The organism is Ktedonobacter sp. SOSP1-85, from assembly GCF_016587415.1.
Lineage (GTDB): Bacteria > Chloroflexota > Ktedonobacteria > Ktedonobacterales > Ktedonobacteraceae > Ktedonobacter.
The window spans coordinates 25,201-46,481 of record NZ_BNJI01000001.1; the positions used below are offsets into that span (position 1 = coordinate 25,201).

Genomic DNA, 21,281 nt, shown 5'->3' on the forward strand with positions numbered 1-21,281 from the left:
CATGGTGCTCAAGCCATACTCCTATGATCAGGAAGATTGCAAAGGAGGGGCAGACCAGCATGAATGCCTGGCTGCCCCGCAGCGATTTCAAGAGAGCAAGGGAAAGGGTATTGTCAACTTAAAAATTTTCGTTGATGAGCTTTCACCACTTCGATGCCAGATCAACCAGAATTCTCGAGCAACCAAGGCAAGAAAAAGGGCGCAATCCACACGTTGAGGCCTGTTTCTCTTCTATAAGCTCTACAATTTTAATTAAGTTGACAATACCGACCAGACAGACCCAGGCGCCAAGCGAAGTGGAGTATGTGTCTCCCGTGACCCGAACCTGGCTGCACGTGCAGCTCGCTCCCACGATTGGGGGGCTGATGGTGCAGGTCCACCAGGACAGAGCAGCAGCCCGACAAGAGGCGCCGGTTCCCCAGGACGAGCGTCTCTCCATCAAGGGCCTGAATGGCTTGTTTAGCAGGATCGGCGTGCTGACCCCCTAGGAGATCGTCCTAGAGATCAATGGGGTCCCCTTGGCGGAAGCGCGCGTCCGACGCGAGGAGGTCATTGGTTACCCGCTCGCCCAAACCCGGTGGTGGTCCTGTTCTCCAACCAGTCAAGAGCAGTTGTGTGCCGCCATCGCGCGAGCTAGCAGGGGAGAAACCGTGCGGTTCGAGGCCCTGGTTCAGTTCAGGGAAGGCCTGGACCGTCACCAGGACGTCGAGATCACCCCGCACAAAGATGCGGATCACCACATCGCGTACCTCGTCTATGTTGGGATCGATATCACCGCGCGCAAGCGCGCCGAAGCGGAAATCCATGCCCTCATCGATGCCATTCCCCAGCTGGTCTGGACCGGGTGGCCGGACGGCTATCTTGGCTCATGGCCACTTCCGGGTACTGGTGGCGAGGTCAAATTTCACGTTCGGAATGAACAGACGCAAATACAAAACGAGCATTGTTTTCGACTTCGTCAACCAATACCCGGAAGTGACCATGAGCCATTTAATCTCAAAATTTACAGACCCCTCACCCAAATTACCAACAAAAGATAGCAAGCATTGGTTAAAGGCCCGTCCATTCGCCAGGATGACCCATCGCTGTTGTAGTATGTGTTCGTCGCCCACCTAGACGCACGCTCGCGCGGTTACAGAAAGGGATCATTTTCATGGAGAAATTGCGTGTTCTGATTGTTGATGACGATGTTGTTGATCTCCAAGCACTGCCAGGAACAATTGCATTGCATCTAAAAAATATACACATAGATACCTCCAATTCAGCGCTCGGAGCCTTACAACAGGTTCAAGGGAGCCAATATGACGCTATAGTCAGCGATATCAAGATGGCTGGCACGGATGGGATTACTCTGGCTGAGAAATTCCGGGCACTCTGTCCAGATACGCCGATAATCCTGATTACTGGTTATGGCGATCATGATCTGGCAATTCGTGCCTTACGCGCGGGTGCCTACGACTTTATTGAGAAGCCCATTAACCGCGACTATTTCATCTCGTCGCTCCAACGCGCGATCCAAACCCACCAGATGCGTCGCCAGATCGCGGAACAGCAGCAAACGCTGGAACACTATACCCACCAGCTTGAGCAGATTGTCGCCGAGCGTACCATCGAATTGGTCGAGGCCAATGCAGCCAAGGATTTCTTCTTGAGTATGGTCTCACACGAACTAAAAACGCCGCTGACCGCGCTCAAAGGAACGATCCAATTGATTCAACGGCGTGTGACACGCGTAGCCACCGCCCTAGAGCCGCTCTCTTCAGAGATGAGCGCTTTTTTCGATGCTCTCACTAGAGATCTGGCAACGTCCATCCGGCAGATCGATGCCCAAACCCGGTTGATTCGTGATTTGCTGGATATCTCACGCATTACAACCAACACCCTGGAACTGTCGTTGGGCTACTGTGACTTGGTCCCCGTGGTACGCGAAACGGTTGAGGATCTGCAGGGGTTCGCGCCAGAACGCGCGTTTCGGCTCGCATTGCCAGAGCACACAACGGTCACCGTCCTAGCCGATGACAAACGCCTGAGCCAAGTGATCATCAACTATATCACGAACGCGATCCGATACTCATCTCCCAGTCAACCGATCGATATTGGATTGACCTGCCAGGAGGAGGTCGCTCGCGTCTGGGTACGGGACCAGGGACCAGGCATTTCAAAAGAGGTCCAAAAGGACATCTGGCAGCGCTTTCATCAGGTCAAGGAAGTGCCTGCGCAAAGCAGTACGGGGAAGGGCCTTGGTTTGGGCCTCGCTATCTGTCAGGCCCTCATCACCCAGCACCATGGAGAGGTCGGCGTGGAAAGTGCGCCTGGGAAGGGTTCCACCTTCTGGTTTACATTGCCCATCGTCAAAGAATGAAGTAGGGCACCAGCGAGGTTCCTGACGGACCTTTTCTGTTGCCCCGCCGAGTAGCCGGAGGGCGTTGCCGCCCTCAAGCCCTCTAAGAACCGCACAAGGCCCTGCGTTAAGGAAAACGCTTCGTAGCCGCAAAGTAGATAAGTGCGGCACAGTTTTCGCTTAGAGCACATCAGATGTACCCATCATGCGCGCCAGGTCATCAGCAGACACCCGTGTGTAGATAGTTGTGGTGGCAATATCTGCATGCCCAAGCAACTGCTGAATGGCTGGAAGGGGCAGCAGGGGCGATCCAGTCCGTAAGCAGCAGGATCAAGCAGCGCTTTAGCGAACGTATGACGCAGATCGTGAGGACCAAGCGGAGAAGGAAGCTTTGCAGCTTGACCTAGTTTGGCAATGATCTCCCGAATGCCGCGCTCAGCCAGAGGCCCTTGCTGGCCAAGAAAAAGGTGCCCATCAGGCCAGCGACTCCAGGCTGCAACGGCTTCTCCTCGGACGACTGCCCGCTCGCGCCACTGTTCTGCCAGGTGTTCGCGATAGGTGAACAGGATCTCTGGCCAAAATGTTTTTTGCTCATGTAGAGTGGGATTCTTCCTCTCTGCCTGAGCGCCAGTTTAGGAGGGAGTCTCATTCTACATGAGCACAGACAGCAAGTGGCCTGAAACCGGTATTGTCAACTTAACGAATGAAAGGAAGAGCTTTTTGAAGGGAAGGGAAAAGAGAGAGGAAAGAAGCGGAGAATTGCAGGGGATGGTGTCGTGTTAGGCGACTGCTTTTCCATTGGTAACCTCATTCCATGCCAGGAAGCGACCCCGTATGAGGGCACGGTAATCTCTGGCTGTGAGGCGATGCCGTTTGGGCCGAAAGTGATCCAGGATCGGACCAAATGCTGAGAGAAACAGTTGAGCTTGTAGAGTACATCCGTCATTTTGTGGCTGGGGGGGCCGCCATCGCTGGATTGCTCTTCCAGCTCAGAGAACAGGAGCTTCAGGAGGAAGATCACCCGTATCTGGAAACGCTTGTGCGTGCATTCAACCAGAAGCCAGTGGCCCAGCCAACCCATCTGGAAAGCGAGCCATCCCCAAGCCCACCCCAACCGTTGCTGGACCCGTTAAGCGCGCGTGAACAGGAAGTGCTCCGCTTGCTCGCGCGTGGGGCCTCGAACCAGGACATCGCGGAAGTATTGGTGGTCGCAACCAGCACTGTGAAGCATCATGTCAGTAATATCCTCAGTAAACTTGACGTTACCAATCGCACCCAGGCGATAGCCCGTGCGCGGGCTCTTGGCCTCCTTTCTTCAGCCCCCCTTGACTGAGGGCGTGCTTGCCAGAGGCAGGTCTATCAGGCAGATCTAACTCGAATAGAGTAGGCTGACCAGAGAAATCGAGTTGCGCACTAGCACTTTGGTGCCGGGTTCCATTTGTCACCTCTCTCCTTCCAATAGCTCTTTGGACCCATGACGTCCTCTCTACGCTTCCTGTATACTTTGAGAGTCAGAGGGCACCTACGAGAAAAACGCTGGGGAGACGCGCTGGATGCTCCTTTTCCTGAAGAAAGTAGGAGCGTGCTTGATAAGGGATGCGGGAGGTGAAAGGGGAACACCACGGATGTCGTTACGAACCGAAAAAAGCGTGCGGAAAGCGATGGAAGAAGAGCATGGGCAACGGGTGAGTACGGCGACTATGAGCCGCGCCATCCGTGACGTGGGCTGGACACGAAAAAGAGTATACTTCTTGGTGTCAGTAAAAGACAAGAGCACGAACGCTGCATTGCAAAAAGAAGAGAAAACAGTGATAGACAAAGGGCAACACATACAAGCGATCGCCATTACCGCCTTTGGCGGCCCTGATCAACTCAAGCTTGTGGATCTGCCTGTGCCACCCTGTGGTCCAGAGCAGGTCCTCATCAGCGTCCAGGCAGCCGGCGTCGGGATGTGGGATGTGAAAGTGCGGTAAGGAAGCGTCGTATTAGAAGGGCAACAGTTTCCGCTCGTGCTTGGTTGGGAATCAGCAGGGATCATTGCAAAGGTGGGAGAGGCAGTCACGGGATGGGATGTGGGAACCCACGTGATCTGCGCGACCTACCAGGTCGGCATTGGTCATTATGCTTCTGCCGTGGCTGTCCCTGCGAATCTCGTCGCTCCAATGCCCTCCTCGCTCGATGCCCTGCACGCATCTGCCCTTCCCGTCAACGGGCTGACCGCTTACCAGGCGATTTTCGAACTGCTGAAGATCCAACCGCGAGAAACGCTCTTGATTACCGGTGCGGCGGGAGGAACCGGCACGTTTGCTGTCCAACTGGCTGCGCGCGTTGGAGCACACGTCATGGTCACAGCAAGGAGCGAGCACCACCCATACCTTCAGCAACTGGGAGCAAGCGAACTCATTGATTATACGCAAACGGACTTCGCGGAGGCTGTCCACGCAGCTCATCCTGAGGGCATCGATGCGCTCCTGGACTGTGTTGGGGGAGAAACAGCGGCAAGAAGTATGCAGGTGGTACGCGAGAGGGGACGGCTCGTCAGCATTGTCGACCTTGAGCAGGTGACACCCACCCGTCATATTGACACGCACGTACTCTACTTCCGCCCTGATGGACGACAATTGGCCGAACTGACGAAGCTGGTGGACCATGGTCAGTTGACGGTTCACCTTGATCAGGTGTTTCCCCTCGTCATGGCCGGGCAGGCTCATGAGCGACTGGAGACGCGGCACCATCAAGGAAAAATCGTGCTCAATGTACCAGGATGAAGACCCTCTCTGGTCAAGTCCTAAAAAACCATGGGGAGGTCTTATCAACGCAAGGACAATTATTGCGTTTATCGCCAGAAATTCTGGAGAGAAGTGCGCGCCGGCCCAAAATCTTCTCGGAAGAAAGCCCTCTGAAAGACCTCAAATGAAGGTTCAGTGGTAAAAGCTCATCAAGAGAAAAATGGACGTTGACACTACCCGCGGTTGTCGCCTGGGGAGAATGACTCAGGAAGAGGTCCTCAGCCAAGAAGCATTACGCCATCCTCTCTCCTCCTCCTTTCTCTCTACCGAACAGAAAATCAGCGCAGCCCTTGAGCAGGCCCAATGTGCGGGAGCGCTCAGCGAGACCATCGACACGACCGATGTGGCGACAACGCTCGTCGCCATCGTGCAAGGAGGATATGTCCTGGCACGAGCGTTACAAGATCCACAGCAGATGGACAAGGCTCTACGCGGTGCCCTGGCTCTGCTCGAGAGCATCGAAGGGAGATACCATCATGGCGACAGAACCATCCTTCACCATGTGTTTTCTTGGAGAGACGGTTTTCCGTTGTACATACGCGCTGCAACGGATAGCCCTAAAAGCCGCCCCTGAAAGGCCCGGGGCAGATGCTCATTGCTCCTGGCCTCTCCGGGAAACGCACGTATTGCATACACACACTTTTTCATCGCTTGTTCCAACCGATGTGACAGAAGAGGGATCATCTCCATTGCATGATATTTCTTGAGGTTCAAAGCGGGAAAACATCGTTGCCACCAGGGATGGGGATACGTGAAAGGGAGACAGACAGCATGATGTTCAATCCACAAAGCAGCGAGTCCAGCATGCTCACATCGCGTGAAACGCTCCTCAGCACGCTTGAGACGCTTCCTGATGCGTTGTTTGTCGTCGATGACGCCACAACGATTGTGTATGCCAATGCGAGCGCGCAGACCATGCTCGGCGCGTCACGAGAGCAATTCCTGGGGAACCCCTTCTGGCGCGGTGCTCCACAGCTGGTGAGCACCGCGCTCTACCAGGCCGTCCAGAAGACCACCCAGACCCGAGTACCAAGCGAAGTGGAGTATCGTTCTCCCGTGACGGGGACCTGGCTGCACGTGCAACTCGCTCCGACGGTTGGGGGGCTTCTGCTGCAGTTTCACCAGGGGAGAGCAGCAAGAACAGCAGCCCAACGCCAGGAGACGGTTCCCCAAGGCGAGCGTCTCTACATCGATGACCTGAATGGCTTGCATACCAGGATCGGGGTCTTGACCCCCGAGGGGATTGTGTTGGAGATCAATGAGGTCCCGTTAGACGATGCGCACATCCGACGTGAGGAGGTGATTGGCAAACCGCTCGCCGAAACCCGGTGGTGGTCCTGTTCTCCTCCCAGTCAAGAGCAGCTACGCGCCGCCATCGCGCGAGCCAGCAGGGGAGAAACCGCGCGTTTCGAGACGGTGGTTCACCCCAGGGAAGGGATGGACCTTCACCTTGAGGCAACGATCATTCCCCGCAGGGACGTGGACCACCACGTCGAGTACCTCGTCTATGTCGGGACCGACATCACTGAGCGCAAGCGCGCCGAAGCCGAAATCCATGCCCTCATCGATGCTATCCCCCAGCTGGTCTGGACCGGGCGATCCGACGGCTCTCAGGACTCGTGTAATCAACGCTGGCGCGACTATACCGGCCTGAACACCGAAGAGGCCCAGGAGGGGGAGGGATGGATGCAGTGTACGCATCCGGAGGACCGGCAACGCGTCCTAGAGACATGGCAGCGCGCCGTCCAGACCGGTGGGGTGTATGAAACGGAACTGCGCCTGCGTCATGGGACGACCGGGGAGTATCGCTGGTTCTTAACCCGCGCCATGCCGGTACGTGATGAAAGAGGCCAGATCCTCAAATGGTTTGGCACCAACACCGACATCGAGGACCGGAAACAGGCCGAGCAGCAACTCAAAGAAAGCCGGGAGCACTTGCGCGTGCTCGCCGAAACGGTGCCGCAGTTGGTGTGGAGCACAGGACCGGACGGCTTGACGGAAGACTGGAATCAACGGTTTGCGAACTATTTCCATGCGACGCCAGAGCAGTTACGAGGGTATGGCTGGCGTCAGTTCCTGCATCCAGAGGAGTATGACCACGTGCGCGCAGTCCGGGACCGCTCACTGGAAACGGGTGACCCCTATGAGATCGAATATCGTTTGAAGGACAGCAACGCAGGGAGCTATCGCTGGTTCTTAGCCCGCGCGCTGCCGGTGCGCGATGCAACCGGTCAGATCCTCAAATGGTTTGGCACCTGCACCGATATCCAGAGGCAGAAACAAGCCGAGGACGCCTTGCGCCAGAGTCAGGAACGCGTGAACCATCTCATGAGTTCCAGCGTGATCGGGATCTTTTTCGCTGAAGGCGACGTGGTGGTGGAAGGGAACAACACCTTCCTGAGGATGACGGGCTATAGCCGGGACGAGCTGTGCCAGCGGTGTATCAACTGGGGCGATTTCACCCTGCCAGCCTTGAAGGCCTCGCTGTTCCAGCAAGCGCACCAGGAACTGGTCGTGCAGCAAGATACCACGCCCTTTGAAGCCGAACTCGTGTGTAAGGATGGCAGCCGCCTGGACGTGCTAATGGGAGGAGTGGCCTTTCATGGGGAGGTGCTCCAGGGCATCGGCTTTGTGCTGGATAACTCTGCCCGCAAGGAGCTGGAGCAGCGCAAAGATCACTTTCTAGGGGTGGTCAGCCATGAACTCAAGACACCGCTCACGTCCTTGAAGCTGCAAACGCAACTATTACGAAAGCAACTGGGAAAGCAAGGCATCTACAACGCGGATACCGTTCTTTCCCGGATGGAGGCACAACTCAACATGGTTACCCGATTGGTCGGAGAGTTGCTCGACCTCTCCAAAATTCAGGCTGGCACGCTGGAATATGCCCAGGAAACGGTGAATCTGGGCGACGTGCTCCAGGAGGTCGTTGAGATCATGCAACAGATGCAGACGACCCATACCATCGTCGTGCATCGTGCCGCGCACCCCCCTCTTCTGGTCGGGGATAAGGACCGGCTCGAGCAAATGTTGCTAAACCTGATCAGCAACGCGATCAAATATTCCCCAGGAGCCAACACGATAGAGGTGGATATCAAGACATCCGAAGAGGCCGTGATGCTCAGCGTGCATGATCAGGGTATCGGCATTCCACGAGAGCAGCGCGAGAAAATCTTTGAGCGCTTCTATCGGGCGGTTGCTCCACATCAGCGCGCCTTTCCAGGCTTAGGAATGGGCTTGCACATTGCCTCGGAGATCGTCAAGCACCATAGGGGAACCATCACGGTCGAGAGCGAAATGGGAAAAGGGTCGACCTTTCAGGTGACACTTCCCCTGAGAAGAACATAAGGAGCGCACATGTATACGTCCCAGCCACAGGCATGTAGTGATGTTATAGTTGTCAAGAGTATTCTCATTGTCGAAGATGATCCCATCCTTGGCAATCTCCTGCTGGAAGCGCTCCAGGAGGAGGCAATCTATCAAGGGCATCTTGCTCCAAGCGGCGAGATGGCGCTGAATATGCTGCAAACGATCACGCCTGATTTGTTTCTCCTAGACTATCATCTCCCTGGGATGAATGGGCTGGAACTCGCCGACCAGTTGCAGCGTAGAGAAGGAGGTGAGCAAACACCCATCCTCCTGATGAGTGCCGATTTGCCACAAGAAAACGGCGCCCTGGATCATCTCAGAACACTGCAAAAACCCTTTGATCTGGAGACGCTGCTGCAATTGATCGCAAATCTTCTTGCATGAGAAAAACAATAGTTTTTTACCAGAAAGAGATGGTGATCGTATCATCCCTTTCTGGTAAGGGATGGTGATCGTTGCCGCCATTCCCCTCATTGCAGGTGTATGGCTGCGTTACGTCGGCCTGCTTTGCCTGGTCTTGTTTACTGGAACGCTGACCATTTTTGTGATTGCGCCAGCAGTGACCGGATTTCCCGCGCTCACCCTGTATGGTGAGTTTCTCTTAAAGGATGTCGTGCTGGCTGCTGCCACCATGAGCATCATAGCGATGGATGCAGCCAGACAAGCACACAATAATGAGAGCAGTTGACCACCTAACGCTTCATAGATGAGGATGTACCCTCGGGCAATTCGTCTGCGCTCTACCTGAAACTCATTGCTCTGCTGGATACGCCTCCTGATGCGCCGATCTTTCTAGATCAGAGAGCCATGATCCAGTAGGTTAATACAAGAGCCGCCACCATGCTTGGGACAAGCACGAACTGCCACGAACTGCCTGGCAAGCTGTTTGGCAGTGTGCGCCACGCTCGAAGGATTCCCTACAAAGATGCGCAGGGGACGATTCTGCACTGGATTTCACATGTACAGACATCGATGTTTAAAGCGGGCCGAACAGACTGAAGAGGCCCTGCGCCAGAGCCAGGAACGGGTGCGCACACTGATAAACGCAACGAGTATCGGGATCACCATTGGCGAAGACGATGTGATTGTGGAGGCCAATATGCCTTTTTACGCATGACCAGCTATCCCCGGGAAGATCTCTGTCAACGAAAGATCAATTGGATGCAGATGACCCCTCCAGAAGACAAAGCCTATACCGAGCAGGCACATGAGGAACTCGCACGGCCCTGCTCGATGATCCCTTGTACTCGATAATTCTGCCCACAAAGAGAAGGTAGGTCGACAACCACCATACAACAATATAGCTTGATGTCAGAGGCGAAAAACCTCTTCACCGAGACATGGGCCATATGAAAGGGATGGAGACAGTATGATGTTCAATCCACAAAGCAGCGAGTCCAGCATGCTCACATCGCGTGAAACGCTCCTCAGCACACTTGAGACGCTTCCTGATGCGTTGTTTGTCGTCGATGACGCCACAACGATTGTGTATGCCAATGCGAGCGCGCAGACCATGCTCGGCGCATCACGAGAGCAATTCCTGGGGAGCCCCTTCTGGCGCAGTGCTCCACAACTCGTGAGCCCCTCACTCTATCAGGCAGTGCTCAAGACCAGGCAGACCCAAGAGCCGACCGAAGTGGAGTATTGGTCTCCCATAACCCAGACCAGGCTGCATGTGCAGCTCGCTCCGACCATGGGGGGACTCACCTTGCAGTTCCACGAAGTGAGAACATCAACGCGACGCCAGGAGATGGTTCCCCTCAGCGAACATCTCTACGCTGATATCCTGGAGACGATCTCTGACCGGCTCGTGATCTTGACCCCTGATGGGATGGTCCTGACCATCAGTCAGCGCCCCTTAGAGGACGCACACCTCCGGCGAGAGGAAGTGGTCGGGAAACCGTTCACCGAAACTCCCTGGTGGTCGTATGCTCCACCTGTCCAGCAGCAATTACGCGCAGCGATTGAACAAGCCAGTCGGAGCGAAATCGTGCACTTTGAGACCAGGATACGCCCACAAGAGGGGTGGTATCTGGATCTTGCGGTGACGATGACCCCGCATCTGAATGCTGACAGACAGGTCGAGTACCTCATCTATACCGGGCTGGATATCACCGCGCGCAAACGAGCCGAAGAAGGACTCCGTGTCCTGATCGATACCATTCCCCAATTCGTCTGGATGATGCGCCCCGATGGCTCGTGTGAATACTCTAACCAACGCTGGTGTGACTCTACCAATATGACTTCTGAACAAGCTCAAGGGGATGGTTGGCTCCAGGCCATCCACCCCGATGACCAACAACGTGTCCTGGAGAGGTGGCAGTATGCCGTCCAGACTGGCAGGCCCTATGAAGCGGAACAGCGCCTGCGCCATGGCACGACCGGGGAGTATCGCTGGTTCCTTGTTAGAGGAGCGCCATACAGGGATGATCAGGGGACGATCCTGAAATGGTTTGGGACTGCTACCGACATTGACGAGCAGAAACAGGCTGAACAGAGAATCAAAGCCAGTGAGCAGAACTGGCGAGTGCTGGCTGAAACACTGCCGCAACTGGTGTGGACAACGCAGCCCGATGGCCGTGTTGACTACTGTAATCAGCGCTACTGTGACCTGACGCAGGCCGATTTCGAGCAGATACGGGACTATGGATGGCGTCAATTCCTGCATCCCGAAGATGCCGAGCACACGCTTGCGCTTCGGCAGCAATCCCTTGCCACCGGTGAACTCTTTGAGAACGAATGTCGTATCAGAGATGGGCGAACTGGAGAGTATCGCTGGTTTTTAGCCCGCGCGCTGCCGGTGCGCGATGCAACCGGTCAGATCCTCAAATGGTTTGGCACCTGCACTGACATAGAGGAGCAGAAACAGGCTGAGCAACAGCTCAAAACCAGTGAGCAGAACTTTCGCACGCTCGCCGAAATGGTGCCGCAACTGGTGTGGACCATGTGGCCCGACGGCCGTCTAGACTACACGAATCAGCGTTATCGCGACGTAACGCAGGCCAATCTTACCCTCGAAGGAGACGATATATGGCGTCAGTTCGTGCATCCAGAGGACATTGAGCGGACACTGGCGATCCGGCACCAATTACTCAGAATAGGGGAAATCTACGAGAACGAATATCGTCTTAAGGATGGACGGACTGGAGAGTACCGCTGGTATTTAACCCGTGCGCTCCCAGTGCGCGATGAAGCGGGTCAGATCATCAAGTGGTTCGGCACTGGCACTGATATTGATGACCAGAAGCGCGTCGAGGAAGCTTTACGCCAGAGTCAGGAACAAGCGAGCATCCTGATGAACTCCAGCATTATCGGGATTCATATCATCGAAGGTGAACAGATTGTAGACGCGAACGACACCTTTCTGCGCATGACCGGCTATACCCGCGAAGATCTGCATGAAGGGCGCATGAACTGGATGCACATGACGCCTCCAGAATATCTAGCTCGTACTCAGCAAGCCCAGCAGGAACTTGCCACCCAACAGTCAATGACGCCCTATGAGAAAGAGTACGTGTGTAAAGACAGCAGTCGCCTTCCGGTGGTCGTGGGTCGCGTCGTCTTACAGCATCACCCACTCCAAGCGATAGGCTTTGTGCTGGATAACTCGGCCCGCAAGGAACTCGAACAACGCAAAGATGACTTTATCAGCATGGCCGGCCATGAACTGAGGAACCCACTCACGGCCTTGAAAATGCAGACCTCCTTGCTGCACCGGCAACTGGTCAAGCAAGGCCTCCAGGCTCCAGCTCTCTCGAGCATGCAAACCCAGATCAACAAAATCACCCGACTGGTAGAAGACTTGCTCGATGTCTCCAAGATCCAGGCAGGGAGGCTGGAGTACCGGCAGGAATCGGTGGATCTCGATGCCTTGCTGCGGGAGATCGTCGACACCATGCAGCAAACCAACCCGAGCCATACCATTCTGGTACATGGTACAGCAGAGGTCAGCCTGCTGGGGGACCGAGACCGGCTCGGACAGGTCTTCACCAACCTGCTCAGCAATGCCATCAAGTATTCTCCCGGCGCAGAGGCGGTTGAGATGAAACTCTCGACCTCCAAAGATGCGGTCGTGGTCCAGGTGCAGGATCATGGGCTGGGCATCCCGCGCGAGCTGCACGACAAGATTTTTGACCGATTCTATCGGGTCACAGATCCCAAGCAGAAGGCGATTCCCGGTCTGGGCATGGGGTTACACATTGTGGCGGAGATCGTCAGGCATCATGGGGGAACCCTGATGGTGGAGAGCGAAGTCGGCAAAGGCTCCACCTTCCAGGTGACCCTGCCCAAGAAGAGGGATGGCTGACCCGGGAACGACCTCCACATGCACATCATGTGAGACGATGATGGCGGCAGAAGCCGTGTCGACACGGATGCGCACGGATGCGCGCCGCCATCACGGACCTATTTCCTGCGGACACCTTCGCTCGTCACGAGCCGTCATCGGGCTCGGCGGGACACTGCTGTCCCGACTGACCGATGGCATCCCCTGGGTCGCAGCCGCTCCTTGTTCCAGGGGATGCCATCGCGCAGCGCGACGTGGACGCCCTCATCGGCGTAGTAGTCCTGCTGGTCGGCGATGTAGGCGACCAGCTCCTCGTGCAGGCCCCGTCCGACGTAGGCGAGATCAATCGTGTCCATAACGTTTTTCCTTTCTTGTGTCACCGCCATGCTCCCGCGCGTGCCGCGGGCCCGGCTGCTGTGGTGACGGTATGGCCCCGTGTGCGGAGGACAGCGGGACGTTACTACATGTGCGTCCTGCCGTTGACCGCAGCTGTGGTGCCGGTCATGAAGGAGTTGTCCTCGCTGGCATAGAAGGCAACCACCTGGGCAACGTCGCCCGGGTATGCCAGACGGCCCAGGGGGATAGCGGCCACCAGCTGCTGCTTGTGTGCCTCGCCGAATAGACCCGCATGGCTGGTGTCCTCCACATGGCCGGGCTCGACGACGTTGACGGTGATGCCCCGCGGGCCCAGTTCCTGGGCGAGGTACCGGGCGAACTGCGTCAATGCGGCCTTGGCCGTACCCAGTGCGATCATACCCTCACGGGGCCGATGGCTGAGGACGGTACCGAGATAGATGATGCGTCCCCAACCCTGTTCGGTCATGGCGGGCAGGACGGCTTTGGTGACCGCGAACGCCGCACGCATCTCGTCGTCGAGCTTGCCGCCCAGCTCTTCCCACGTCATGTCCTGGAACGGCTTGACCACATACGGGGTGAGCGCGTTATGCACGAGCACCTCGATGCCGCCCTATGCCGCCTGGACCTGCTCGATCATGCACACGACCTTCGCTGCCTCGCGCACGTCGGCCTGCATGGCCATGGCCTGGCCGCCTGCGGCCTTGATGCCGGCCACGACTTCCTCGGCTGCCGTGCCGCTGCGGAGGTAGTTGACCACCACTCGCATCCCTCGCGCGGCCAGAAGGCGCGCGGTGGCCGCACCGATTCCGCTGCTGGCCCCTGTCACCAATGCCACTGTCAGAAAGATCATAAAAACTGATTCTTACTCACTCTCGCTGATCGCCCTCTTGGTTTCGCTGGGCACCACTTCGCTTCAAACAGGGCCAAGTAGGATACGTCAGTTTGGTTGTAACAGCACACGCAATCAGAGTGCTGATGGCACGAATGACTATCTGCGTTTAAACCAAGGGCACGATTAGCGAGAGTGAGCAAGATCCCAGATCATTGGTGAGGTTTCATAAGGGAGAGCTGGTCGCGGGGGTGATCATCGCCGGCGATGCGTCGATACGTCGTCTCAGTTCGTCGCCAGTGTTTCACCATGAAACGCTGGCGAGAGCGAGAGCGTGACGCTGGACCAGCGACGAGCGTCCTGGTCTGCGTTCGTTGACAGAACGGACGACACATTATAGAATGGACACATGGCACTTAAACGAATGGACAACATCGGCATCGTGGTGGAATCCCTCGATGCTGCTATCTCTTTTTTCGCTGAGCTCGGCCTCGAGCTCGAAGGGCGAGCCATGGTAGAAGGCGAGTGGGCAGGGCGCGTCACTGGACTGGGCGACCAGCGCGTTGAGATCGCCATGATGCGCACGCCAGACGGCCACAGCCGGCTTGAGCTCTCGCGATTTATCACGCCTCCTGTGGCCGCTGATCACCGGAACGCCCCAGTGAACGCTCTGGGCTACCTACGCGTCATGTTTGCCGTGGACGACATCGACGATACGCTCGTCCGGCTCCGCAAGCACGGCGCAGAGCTTGTCAGCAGCGAAGTGGTCCAGTACCAAGACGCATATCGGCTCTGCTACATCCGCGGACCTGAAGGACTTCTCATCGGGCTGGCCCAAGAACTCGGCTGAGTCGCCGCGGTTTCACGTGGATCGCTGCTGGACCAGCCGAGGACATGGGCGTAAAAGGGGTTGACCCATAAATTCGCCAATTTCTACTCATGACGCATATCTCCCCGTTTCGGCGAACTTATCTGGGGTGCAGCAAGTTTTTTTGCGCAGAGCCTCTCCTGATCAGGAGGACACGATCAATCTCCATTGTCCCCAGTGCTTCATCGCTTGCCGTTGACAGTACGCCCGTTGGCGACATCGATGAGAACAGTACTCCTTGGTGCGGTGTCCCTTGAAGCGGATCAGAGGCATCCCACAAGGGCAGGTATCTGACTGTTGAGGGACAACAGGCACCTGTGGATGCGCGAGAGGACGAGGAGAAGGAGGTGGGAGGATGGGATCGACCGGTGGAAGGGGTGTGAGAGGAGGAGGAGTGGCAGCCTCGGCGTGTGACGGGGGCTCAGAAGGAAGCGCGCGAGGCCTCGATGTCGCAACGAGAGGAAGGGCGGGAACCGAAGGAGAAGAGGTCCCCTGATGGGAAGCTTGGACCTCAGGCTCATCAAGGGCACTCCGTTGGCGTACGTCCCCCATACGTTGCTGACGGATAGCCTTTTGCCACATCTCCTGCCAGCGGTCATTGCAGACGGCCATGCGTAAAGTCAGCAGGGGATTGACATTTCCTCGTTCCCAATGCATGCCCGAGCCTTTGAGACGTGCTTGCACGACCAGTTTGTTGGCACTTTCCACCATGCCTGAGCCGATGGGCCAGCCCTGTGTGCGAAAGACGGGATACTGCATCAATGCCTCGCGCTTGCGCAAGTAGTCCAGATGTTCCCCGATCCCCTTCTGCTGCGTGAGATCGTTCTCCAAGTGGCCTGACATGCGCAGTAACGCACGAGGGCCTCGGTGCTTGAGCACATGCAAACAGCGCGAGAGCATGCGATCAGGAAAACGCAAGCCAGCATGTTCCAAGGCTTCGAGCAATTGGCTCAGGTGTTCTGCCGCATGCGGAAAATCCAAGATGCGCAAGGCGTCAGGTCGATAGCTCGCCGTCAAGCGTTGACACCACTCGGCTCCGTCGGTGATGCTACACACGTCCCTCGCCTCCAGAACCTTGCGCCGTTGGATCTCTCCCGCGACGTGTTGGAGAAAGGTGAAGGCATCGCAGAGACGAGACACATACGAGAGGTGGCCCACATGGATCTCCGGTTCACCATCAGCACCCGGCCCCACGTGAGGCTCTCCAATGGCTAGGGTACGCACTTCGGCCCACTGCTTGTTGACCAGAGAAATCATGGCCCCATCAGCACTCAGGACATACCGTTGTGGAGCAGGCTGATCGGTAGTCGGAGGGGAGGGAGTGTCACCTTCGGCCATGTGTGCTGCTTCCATGCAGGCTCCCATGCGCTCGGTCAGAGAGCGGGCTGTCTCCTTGGTGGTTCGCACCCCCAGGAGCGTTTCAAGCATCTGAGCGGCTTTCTCGAAGGGCATGAAGCACGCTAAGTGGGTCAGATGCTCTTGTTGTCGAGGTGCCAAGTGGCCTGGCAGCAGTGCGAGTTCCTCATCGAGGGGGAAAAAGACCGCATCCACACCTGGGGCAGGTGCCGTAGGTGCGGCTCAAGGTCACGCTCTGACCTCCATTGCCGTGCAAGGTTCGCTCTCGCTTGCCTCGTGCCTGCAGAGGAATCGCGCAGGTGGGGCACAATGGAGCAAGCGTGTCCGTTGATTGGCCCCATGCTTGATGCTTGCTCGCCGCAGCCGCATCTTGCAAGACGTGTGCTTCCAATTCCATCAGGCGCGTATGGACTTGATCTTCGATTTCCACAAAGGTGGCGGTGGGATGAGCTTGTCGCCACGCCTTGATGTCCGTCAGGATCTCGATACTCTTTGCGTGCCAGGCGTGTTCGTCCATTGGTGCTCCTCCTCTCACTGGAATCTTGCCGATGGCTCTATTGTAACATGGAGCTTTCTCCTGGACGCTGCCTCGCGCAAAAAAACTTGCCACACCCCCTGGTCAACCAGGTCGTGACGATTGTTCGCAATCCAGGCATGCATCCTCTCCAGATCTTCATCGCTTAAGCGGAAAGGACGCGAGCTGGCAGTTATAGCGAGCGCATCATCGTCGATCAGCACAACTTCCACTGTCGACGCGTTTCGCTGGAGCGGGATTGACTGGCCTGGATGATCGCAAAGGTACTGCTGGAGCGCTGAAACAACCGCATTCCCCCCAACATGCTTCTGGCCTTGCTCCACCACCAGAAACGACCAGAACTGATTGATGCTGTCCAGGTCGAGCCAAGTGCGCGCTCCATCTGGAAAAACAACGTATCCTTGCTCGTCGATAGAGGTAAGCACGCGATCAGGATCGCCTCGGTACAACAATTCCCATCCATCCGTGATCGCATCAGCAATCTGCGCGATACGCCGTCGCCGGCATTTGCTAGAGAAGTAGTTTGACTCTCCCCACTCGATGAATTGCGCCAGTCTGCGATCACTGGACTCGCGTAAAAACACTTCGAGCGCCTCGCCTGCGAGCGGCTTGTCATGATAGTACACGTTGGTCAACACACACCAGCGGCGCAACGTGGGGGTTTTTGCATATCCCCCCGAAACGGTGTACACCGTTTCGGGGGGATATGCAAAAACCCCCTTCTACAGATTTTGCCCGTAGAATTTCAAAATTTACGTGCGCCCTCTAACGAGCGGAAGTGTTGTCCATGAGGACTCCATTTGGATAGCGATGGAAGGGTGAAGCGGCATGCGTCCAAGAGCGGCACTCTTGGAGGTGTGAAGCCCGCTGACAATGTATCGATGATCTGGAACCGACCGGAGAAGTCGGGCTAACCCTGCGACCTATGCTGACGCGAGGAACCTCTGTTGGAAGCGTCGTTATGGAAAAGAAGTGAAATCGGTTGAGACACTTCAGCCAAAAGGCGATGATGTTGGTCTCATCTGCTGTAAATTCAGATGGGAGATTATCCCAACGTGGATACGAACTTGGTGTACAAGAGAGTAGGCCACAAAACATCCGGCGTATAGGAGGCAGCTACGGGTTGCTAGAACACTTCTGAACGGAATTGGGGACTTCTGAAACCGCTTGACCCGAAAGGGGTGCGAGAATGCCAGCACGCGGGACAGAACGCGGAGGCGGCATAGTAGCCAAATGCCAGTTTGTAATGGACTGGACATGACGAAGGCCCGCCAGGAAAGTTACCGATCCAAGTAGATCTTTAGATACCAAAACGTCGGTGGGAAACCACTTGAGCGTGGTCTACCAGTAAGACAGGGCTTCGGCCTTGCATGGAAAGGGTCCAAAACGGATCACAGGAACGAGTACGGAAAGCGGAGTGCGGGGAAACTCGCCTGCTCCGTTTGGAACGGGGGAAAGGCCGAGAGGCCCTACCTATCGTTACAGTTTGGAAGCTCATCAACAGGCTGGATCTGATTTTTTGTTTGTAGCCCGTTGTGTTGTGTGTTTTGCCGTTGTTTTGGCGTGGGCTATTCCTGGCGCGGGAGCAGGCCACGTTCGAGAGCGACGGCGACCGCCGCAGCACGCGAATCAACTCCGAGTTTTGAGTAGACAGAGGTCAGGCACGCACCCACGGTTCGCTCCGTAATGCCAAAACGCGCTGCAATCTCTTTACTGCGCTCTCCACGTGCAACGGCAGCCAGTACCTCACGCTCGCGAGCAGTCAGGGTGGAATGGCGCTGGCGCCGTAGGGGGGGTGAAGATGGAGAGAGGCCACGTTCGGCGTGCGAGAGGATACGTGCCATGATCTCCGGCTGCACCAGCATCTCCCCGCGTGCCACTACGCGCACCGCATGCAGCACCATGTGCATATCCGCATCCTTGAGCAGGTAGCCCTGTGCGCCCGCTCGCAGGCCACGAATCATCAAATCATCCTCGTTATAGGTCGTCAGAATAAGCACACCCACCTGTGGCCAGGCGGAGCGGATGCGTTTGATCGCCTCCAGCCCATCAATGCCCGGCATACGCAGATCCATCAGAATCACGTCCGGCTGCAGCGCTTCGACCAGTTCGATGGCCGCAGCGCCATCAATGGCTTCTCCGGCCAGTTCGATGCCCTCACCCATTTCGAGCATCAAGCGCACGCCCATACGCACAACGGGGTGATCATCGGCAATGACCACACGAATCGGTTTTTCCTCAGTCTGTTCCATACTCACTCCTCATCCAAGATGAGTGGAATAGTAAAGTGCAGCGTCGTCCCCTGACTGGGCGAACTGGTCACTTCCAGATCACCTCCAACCAGGCATGCGCGCTCGATCAGTCCCTGCAGGCCATAATGGCCCGATTGGGCCCTCACCGCAACCGGATCAAAGCCAGCACCATCATCGCGCACAGTAATCATGAGTATATCGTCTCCCACCTCTACATTGAGCCAGACATGCTGTGCCTGGGCATGGCGCACAATATTGCTCAGTGCCTCGCCAAGCATACGCAGGACATGCTCATGTAATGCAACGGGAAGCTCCATCAACAGATCAAGCCCGCTTACTGTGCACATAACCCCGGTCGTCTCTATAAAACGGCGTATTTCTTCGCGTACCACCGCATGAAACTTCTCTGGCGAGGTAAAGGTTACCCGCAAATCGTCAATGGCCCGGCGCGCGGCGTTGAGCATCTCATGCGAGGAGGTCATAGCCTGCTGCATAATCTGCTGTGCCCGTGTGTAATGCTGTAGATCCAGATGCGAACTGGCAACCTGGATCTGCATCCTGATGCCTGCCAGACCCTGCGCTAGCGTATCGTGAAGCTCGCGAGCAAGGCGCTGGCGCTCAGTGACACGCGTTAGCTCCTCAATGTGCGCCGCTGACTCACCCAGGCACGCATGCGCGTAGGCAAGCTGCGCATGTGTGCGCAGTTGATGGGTGTAGAGCATCAAATAACCAATAACGAAGAAGAGCAGCGCCAGATAATCAGAGGTATTCCAGAGATTGAGCAACGCAATATTCCAACGATTAGCGAAAGGGGACAATTTCACAAGGTCCCATAACGAGAGATTGAGCATTGTACAGAAAATAAGGAGGAGCAAGTAGCCTCCGGCGATGATGACAGCTGAGCGCACCTGGCGAAACATGCTGATGGCTGCCAGCGTCAGTGCGAGATAGAGGTTCATGGCCACATTCACCTGTTGGACAAGTAGGCTAGCAACCAGCACCAGGCAGCCCTGTAGCACGAAATAGAACCAGTAATGACGGCGCGCAATCCGACCAGAGAGGCCCTGCCAGAGCAGAGCTCCGTGCAGGCTAAGCAGAGCGAAAAAGATTACCCCGGAGAGAGGATTAATGTTCACTTTCTGCAGCATAGGCTTGGTGCAAGCATCGAGCCATATACCTACTCCAAAGGCACTACGGTTCGTAGTGACACCCCAGAGGCCCCAGAGCGCGACAAGACCCACCCACACCAGGAGGAGCCGGCGCAGTGAACGAAAGTAACGATTATCGTTCATGATTCCAACCTCAATACTGACTGCTTATTCTGTGCTGTGGATGTCATTATAGCATGGGAGCAAACCACGAGAAGCTGTGTCTTCTGACAGGATATTCTGACATGTTAAAACCTGCATGTTGAGAAACGCTGTAAGGACTGACGATGCGTCCGCCGTGCCAACCCGCTACACTCAGGATGGAGTGAAACATTCCCTCTCCCAGTAACAAACAAGGAGTCAGTGATTTAAGATGCGAACGCCAGTCAAAAACGCTGAAAAGCCGCGCTTTCTTATCGAAGCTAGAGCGGTGTGCAAAAAATACGATACCGGCAACGTAAAGGTCACAGCGCTCAAAGAGGTCAGCCTGGACATACGACCAGGAGAAGTCGTAGCGATTATGGGACCGAGCGGTTGCGGCAAAACCACCCTGCTCAACTGCCTGAGCGGGCTGGACAGCGTTACCTCCGGCACCATTCAGATAGCAGGACAGGATATTCACAATCTCTCCGATCGCGCCTTGACGGCCTTCAGGGCACATGCAATGGGCTTTATCTTCCAGACCTACAATCTACTCCCGGTGCTCACAGCCCTGGAAAATGTGGAACTGCCCTTACTGGTCAGCGGCGTGCACCCGAAGGAGGCGCGTGAACGAGCCTGGGACAGCCTGGAGCACGTCGGCCTGGAAGAGTGGGCACGACATCGCCCGGCAGAACTCTCCGGGGGACAGCAGCAGCGTGTCACCATCGCTCGTGCGCTCGCCACGCGGCCCTCAATCGTCTGGGCTGACGAGCCAACCGGAGCGCTCGATAGCAAGACCAGTCAGGAGATCATCGACTTAATGCTGCAGTTAAATCGTGAACACCAACTTACCTTTGTCTGGGTAACCCATGCCCTGGAAGTAGCTCAGCAGGCCCAGCGACTCATTCTGATGCGCGATGGTCAGATCGTAGAGGACCAGGCGCTCGTCTCCTCGCCGCATCATGTCAGTGCGGAACATATCGATAGCTCAGCACGCATCTCCTCGTAGAA

Annotated in this window: 18 protein-coding genes and 5 pseudogenes; 14 read left to right on the forward strand and 9 right to left on the reverse strand. The window is 56.2% G+C overall.

Going from position 1 to position 21,281, the window contains the following annotated elements; translation table 11 throughout:
* Positions 1-269: 269 nt before the first annotated feature.
* Together KTE_RS00140 and KTE_RS00145 are read left to right on the forward strand one after the other, a co-directional pair.
* Positions 270-863, forward strand: a pseudogene (locus tag KTE_RS00140) (PAS domain-containing protein); the annotation flags it as partial.
* Between the two features lie 290 nt (positions 864-1,153).
* A complete protein-coding gene (locus KTE_RS00145; RefSeq protein WP_201377126.1) occupies positions 1,154-2,362 on the forward strand; it encodes a cell wall metabolism sensor histidine kinase WalK in 1,209 nt (402 codons plus the stop codon).
* Between the two features lie 382 nt (positions 2,363-2,744).
* Here KTE_RS00145 and KTE_RS00150 read toward each other — a convergent pair whose 3' ends face one another.
* Both KTE_RS00150 and KTE_RS47155 read right to left on the reverse strand, forming a co-directional pair.
* A complete protein-coding gene (locus tag KTE_RS00150) occupies positions 2,745-2,936 on the reverse strand; it encodes a hypothetical protein (RefSeq protein WP_201377127.1) in 192 nt (63 codons plus the stop codon).
* A 184-nt stretch (positions 2,937-3,120) separates the two neighbouring features.
* Positions 3,121-3,270, reverse strand: a pseudogene (locus KTE_RS47155) (IS6 family transposase); the annotation flags it as partial.
* On the opposite strand from KTE_RS47155, the gene KTE_RS00155 reads away from it, so the two are divergent.
* The 10 genes and pseudogenes from KTE_RS00155 (at position 3,246) to KTE_RS00190 (ending at position 12,805) form a co-directional block, all read left to right on the forward strand.
* Positions 3,246-3,674 (forward strand): response regulator transcription factor, encoded by a 429-nt coding sequence (locus KTE_RS00155; RefSeq protein WP_236600198.1) that lies wholly within the window; start codon positions 3,246-3,248, stop codon positions 3,672-3,674. The pseudogene KTE_RS47155 and the gene KTE_RS00155 overlap by 25 nt on opposite strands.
* 292 nt (positions 3,675-3,966) lie before the next feature.
* A complete protein-coding gene (locus KTE_RS47160) occupies positions 3,967-4,314 on the forward strand; it encodes a hypothetical protein (RefSeq protein WP_236600199.1) in 348 nt (115 codons plus the stop codon).
* A 30-nt stretch (positions 4,315-4,344) separates the two neighbouring features.
* A pseudogene (locus tag KTE_RS49365) lies at positions 4,345-4,497 on the forward strand (alcohol dehydrogenase catalytic domain-containing protein); the annotation flags it as partial.
* Positions 4,498-4,503: 6 nt separating this feature from the next.
* Positions 4,504-5,109 carry an NADP-dependent oxidoreductase gene (locus tag KTE_RS00160; protein WP_255552956.1) on the forward strand — a complete coding sequence of 202 codons (606 nt, stop codon included), beginning with the start codon at positions 4,504-4,506 and terminating at the stop codon, positions 5,107-5,109.
* Positions 5,110-5,290: 181 nt separating this feature from the next.
* Positions 5,291-5,704: a TetR family transcriptional regulator C-terminal domain-containing protein gene (locus KTE_RS00165; RefSeq protein ID WP_201377128.1), complete on the forward strand. Its 414-nt coding sequence runs from the start codon at positions 5,291-5,293 to the stop codon at positions 5,702-5,704.
* 200 nt (positions 5,705-5,904) lie between these two features.
* Entirely contained in the window at positions 5,905-8,478 is a 2,574-nt protein-coding gene (locus KTE_RS00170) for a PAS domain-containing sensor histidine kinase (RefSeq protein ID WP_201386897.1), read from the forward strand.
* 9 nt (positions 8,479-8,487) lie between these two features.
* The gene (locus KTE_RS00175) at positions 8,488-8,883 is read left to right on the forward strand and encodes a response regulator (protein ID WP_201377130.1); all 396 of its coding nucleotides are present in this window, start codon (positions 8,488-8,490) and stop codon (positions 8,881-8,883) included.
* A 61-nt stretch (positions 8,884-8,944) separates the two neighbouring features.
* Positions 8,945-9,187, forward strand: a complete 243-nt coding sequence (locus tag KTE_RS00180) for a DUF417 family protein (RefSeq protein WP_201377132.1) — start codon at positions 8,945-8,947, stop codon at positions 9,185-9,187.
* A gap of 270 nt (positions 9,188-9,457) precedes the next feature.
* Positions 9,458-9,616 carry a hypothetical protein gene (locus KTE_RS00185; RefSeq protein ID WP_201377133.1) on the forward strand — a complete coding sequence of 53 codons (159 nt, stop codon included), beginning with the start codon at positions 9,458-9,460 and terminating at the stop codon, positions 9,614-9,616.
* Between the two features lie 255 nt (positions 9,617-9,871).
* Positions 9,872-12,805, forward strand: coding sequence for a PAS domain S-box protein (locus KTE_RS00190; protein WP_201386898.1), 2,934 nt, complete (start codon positions 9,872-9,874; stop codon positions 12,803-12,805).
* A 188-nt stretch (positions 12,806-12,993) separates the two neighbouring features.
* On the opposite strand, the pseudogene KTE_RS00195 reads toward KTE_RS00190, so the two are convergent.
* Together KTE_RS00195 and KTE_RS00200 are read right to left on the reverse strand one after the other, a co-directional pair.
* Positions 12,994-13,140, reverse strand: a pseudogene (locus tag KTE_RS00195) (ABC transporter substrate-binding protein); the annotation flags it as partial.
* A 104-nt stretch (positions 13,141-13,244) separates the two neighbouring features.
* Positions 13,245-13,991 (reverse strand): annotated as a pseudogene (locus KTE_RS00200) (SDR family NAD(P)-dependent oxidoreductase).
* 388 nt (positions 13,992-14,379) lie between these two features.
* On the opposite strand from KTE_RS00200, the gene KTE_RS00205 reads away from it, so the two are divergent.
* Complete coding sequence (locus tag KTE_RS00205) at positions 14,380-14,820, forward strand: VOC family protein (RefSeq protein ID WP_236600201.1); 441 nt, start codon at positions 14,380-14,382, stop codon at positions 14,818-14,820.
* A 162-nt stretch (positions 14,821-14,982) separates the two neighbouring features.
* Here the strand turns inward: KTE_RS00205 and KTE_RS00210 are convergent, their stop codons facing one another.
* From KTE_RS00210 to KTE_RS00230, 5 genes are all read right to left on the reverse strand, one after another.
* Positions 14,983-16,266 (reverse strand): ISKra4 family transposase, encoded by a 1,284-nt coding sequence (locus tag KTE_RS00210; RefSeq protein WP_201377136.1) that lies wholly within the window; start codon positions 16,264-16,266, stop codon positions 14,983-14,985.
* Positions 16,267-16,360: 94 nt separating this feature from the next.
* Positions 16,361-16,711, reverse strand: a complete 351-nt coding sequence (locus tag KTE_RS00215; protein ID WP_201377138.1) for a hypothetical protein — start codon at positions 16,709-16,711, stop codon at positions 16,361-16,363.
* Positions 16,712-16,725: 14 nt separating this feature from the next.
* Entirely contained in the window at positions 16,726-17,355 is a 630-nt protein-coding gene (locus tag KTE_RS00220) for a hypothetical protein (protein WP_201377139.1), read from the reverse strand.
* A gap of 942 nt (positions 17,356-18,297) precedes the next feature.
* Complete coding sequence (locus KTE_RS00225; protein WP_201377141.1) at positions 18,298-18,981, reverse strand: response regulator transcription factor; 684 nt, start codon at positions 18,979-18,981, stop codon at positions 18,298-18,300.
* A 2-nt stretch (positions 18,982-18,983) separates the two neighbouring features.
* Complete coding sequence (locus KTE_RS00230) at positions 18,984-20,273, reverse strand: sensor histidine kinase (RefSeq protein WP_201377142.1); 1,290 nt, start codon at positions 20,271-20,273, stop codon at positions 18,984-18,986.
* Positions 20,274-20,502: 229 nt separating this feature from the next.
* Here KTE_RS00230 and KTE_RS00235 point away from each other — a divergent pair, with 229 nt between their 5' ends.
* The gene (locus KTE_RS00235; RefSeq protein WP_201377144.1) at positions 20,503-21,279 is read left to right on the forward strand and encodes an ABC transporter ATP-binding protein; all 777 of its coding nucleotides are present in this window, start codon (positions 20,503-20,505) and stop codon (positions 21,277-21,279) included.
* Positions 21,280-21,281 lie beyond the last annotated feature (2 nt).

Excerpts from the sequence above, each read along its gene's own strand:
- KTE_RS00145 (WP_201377126.1), top strand. The coding sequence starts at position 1,154 with ATGGAGAAATTGCGTGTTCTGATTGTTGATGACGATGTTGTTGATCTC.
- KTE_RS00150 (WP_201377127.1), bottom strand. The coding sequence starts at position 2,936 with ATGAGCAAAAAACATTTTGGCCAGAGATCCTGTTCACCTATCGCGAAC.
- KTE_RS00155 (WP_236600198.1), top strand. The coding sequence starts at position 3,246 with ATGCTGAGAGAAACAGTTGAGCTTGTAGAGTACATCCGTCATTTTGTG.
- KTE_RS47160 (WP_236600199.1), top strand. The coding sequence starts at position 3,967 with ATGTCGTTACGAACCGAAAAAAGCGTGCGGAAAGCGATGGAAGAAGAG.
- KTE_RS00160 (WP_255552956.1), top strand. The coding sequence starts at position 4,504 with ATGCCCTCCTCGCTCGATGCCCTGCACGCATCTGCCCTTCCCGTCAAC.
- KTE_RS00165 (WP_201377128.1), top strand. The coding sequence starts at position 5,291 with ATGGACGTTGACACTACCCGCGGTTGTCGCCTGGGGAGAATGACTCAG.
- KTE_RS00170 (WP_201386897.1), top strand. The coding sequence starts at position 5,905 with ATGTTCAATCCACAAAGCAGCGAGTCCAGCATGCTCACATCGCGTGAA.
- KTE_RS00175 (WP_201377130.1), top strand. The coding sequence starts at position 8,488 with ATGTATACGTCCCAGCCACAGGCATGTAGTGATGTTATAGTTGTCAAG.
- KTE_RS00180 (WP_201377132.1), top strand. The coding sequence starts at position 8,945 with ATGGTGATCGTTGCCGCCATTCCCCTCATTGCAGGTGTATGGCTGCGT.
- KTE_RS00185 (WP_201377133.1), top strand. The coding sequence starts at position 9,458 with ATGTACAGACATCGATGTTTAAAGCGGGCCGAACAGACTGAAGAGGCC.
- KTE_RS00190 (WP_201386898.1), top strand. The coding sequence starts at position 9,872 with ATGTTCAATCCACAAAGCAGCGAGTCCAGCATGCTCACATCGCGTGAA.
- KTE_RS00205 (WP_236600201.1), top strand. The coding sequence starts at position 14,380 with ATGGCACTTAAACGAATGGACAACATCGGCATCGTGGTGGAATCCCTC.
- KTE_RS00210 (WP_201377136.1), bottom strand. The coding sequence starts at position 16,266 with ATGCTTGAAACGCTCCTGGGGGTGCGAACCACCAAGGAGACAGCCCGC.
- KTE_RS00215 (WP_201377138.1), bottom strand. The coding sequence starts at position 16,711 with ATGGACGAACACGCCTGGCACGCAAAGAGTATCGAGATCCTGACGGAC.
- KTE_RS00225 (WP_201377141.1), bottom strand. The coding sequence starts at position 18,981 with ATGGAACAGACTGAGGAAAAACCGATTCGTGTGGTCATTGCCGATGAT.
- KTE_RS00230 (WP_201377142.1), bottom strand. The coding sequence starts at position 20,273 with ATGAACGATAATCGTTACTTTCGTTCACTGCGCCGGCTCCTCCTGGTG.
- KTE_RS00235 (WP_201377144.1), top strand. The coding sequence starts at position 20,503 with ATGCGAACGCCAGTCAAAAACGCTGAAAAGCCGCGCTTTCTTATCGAA.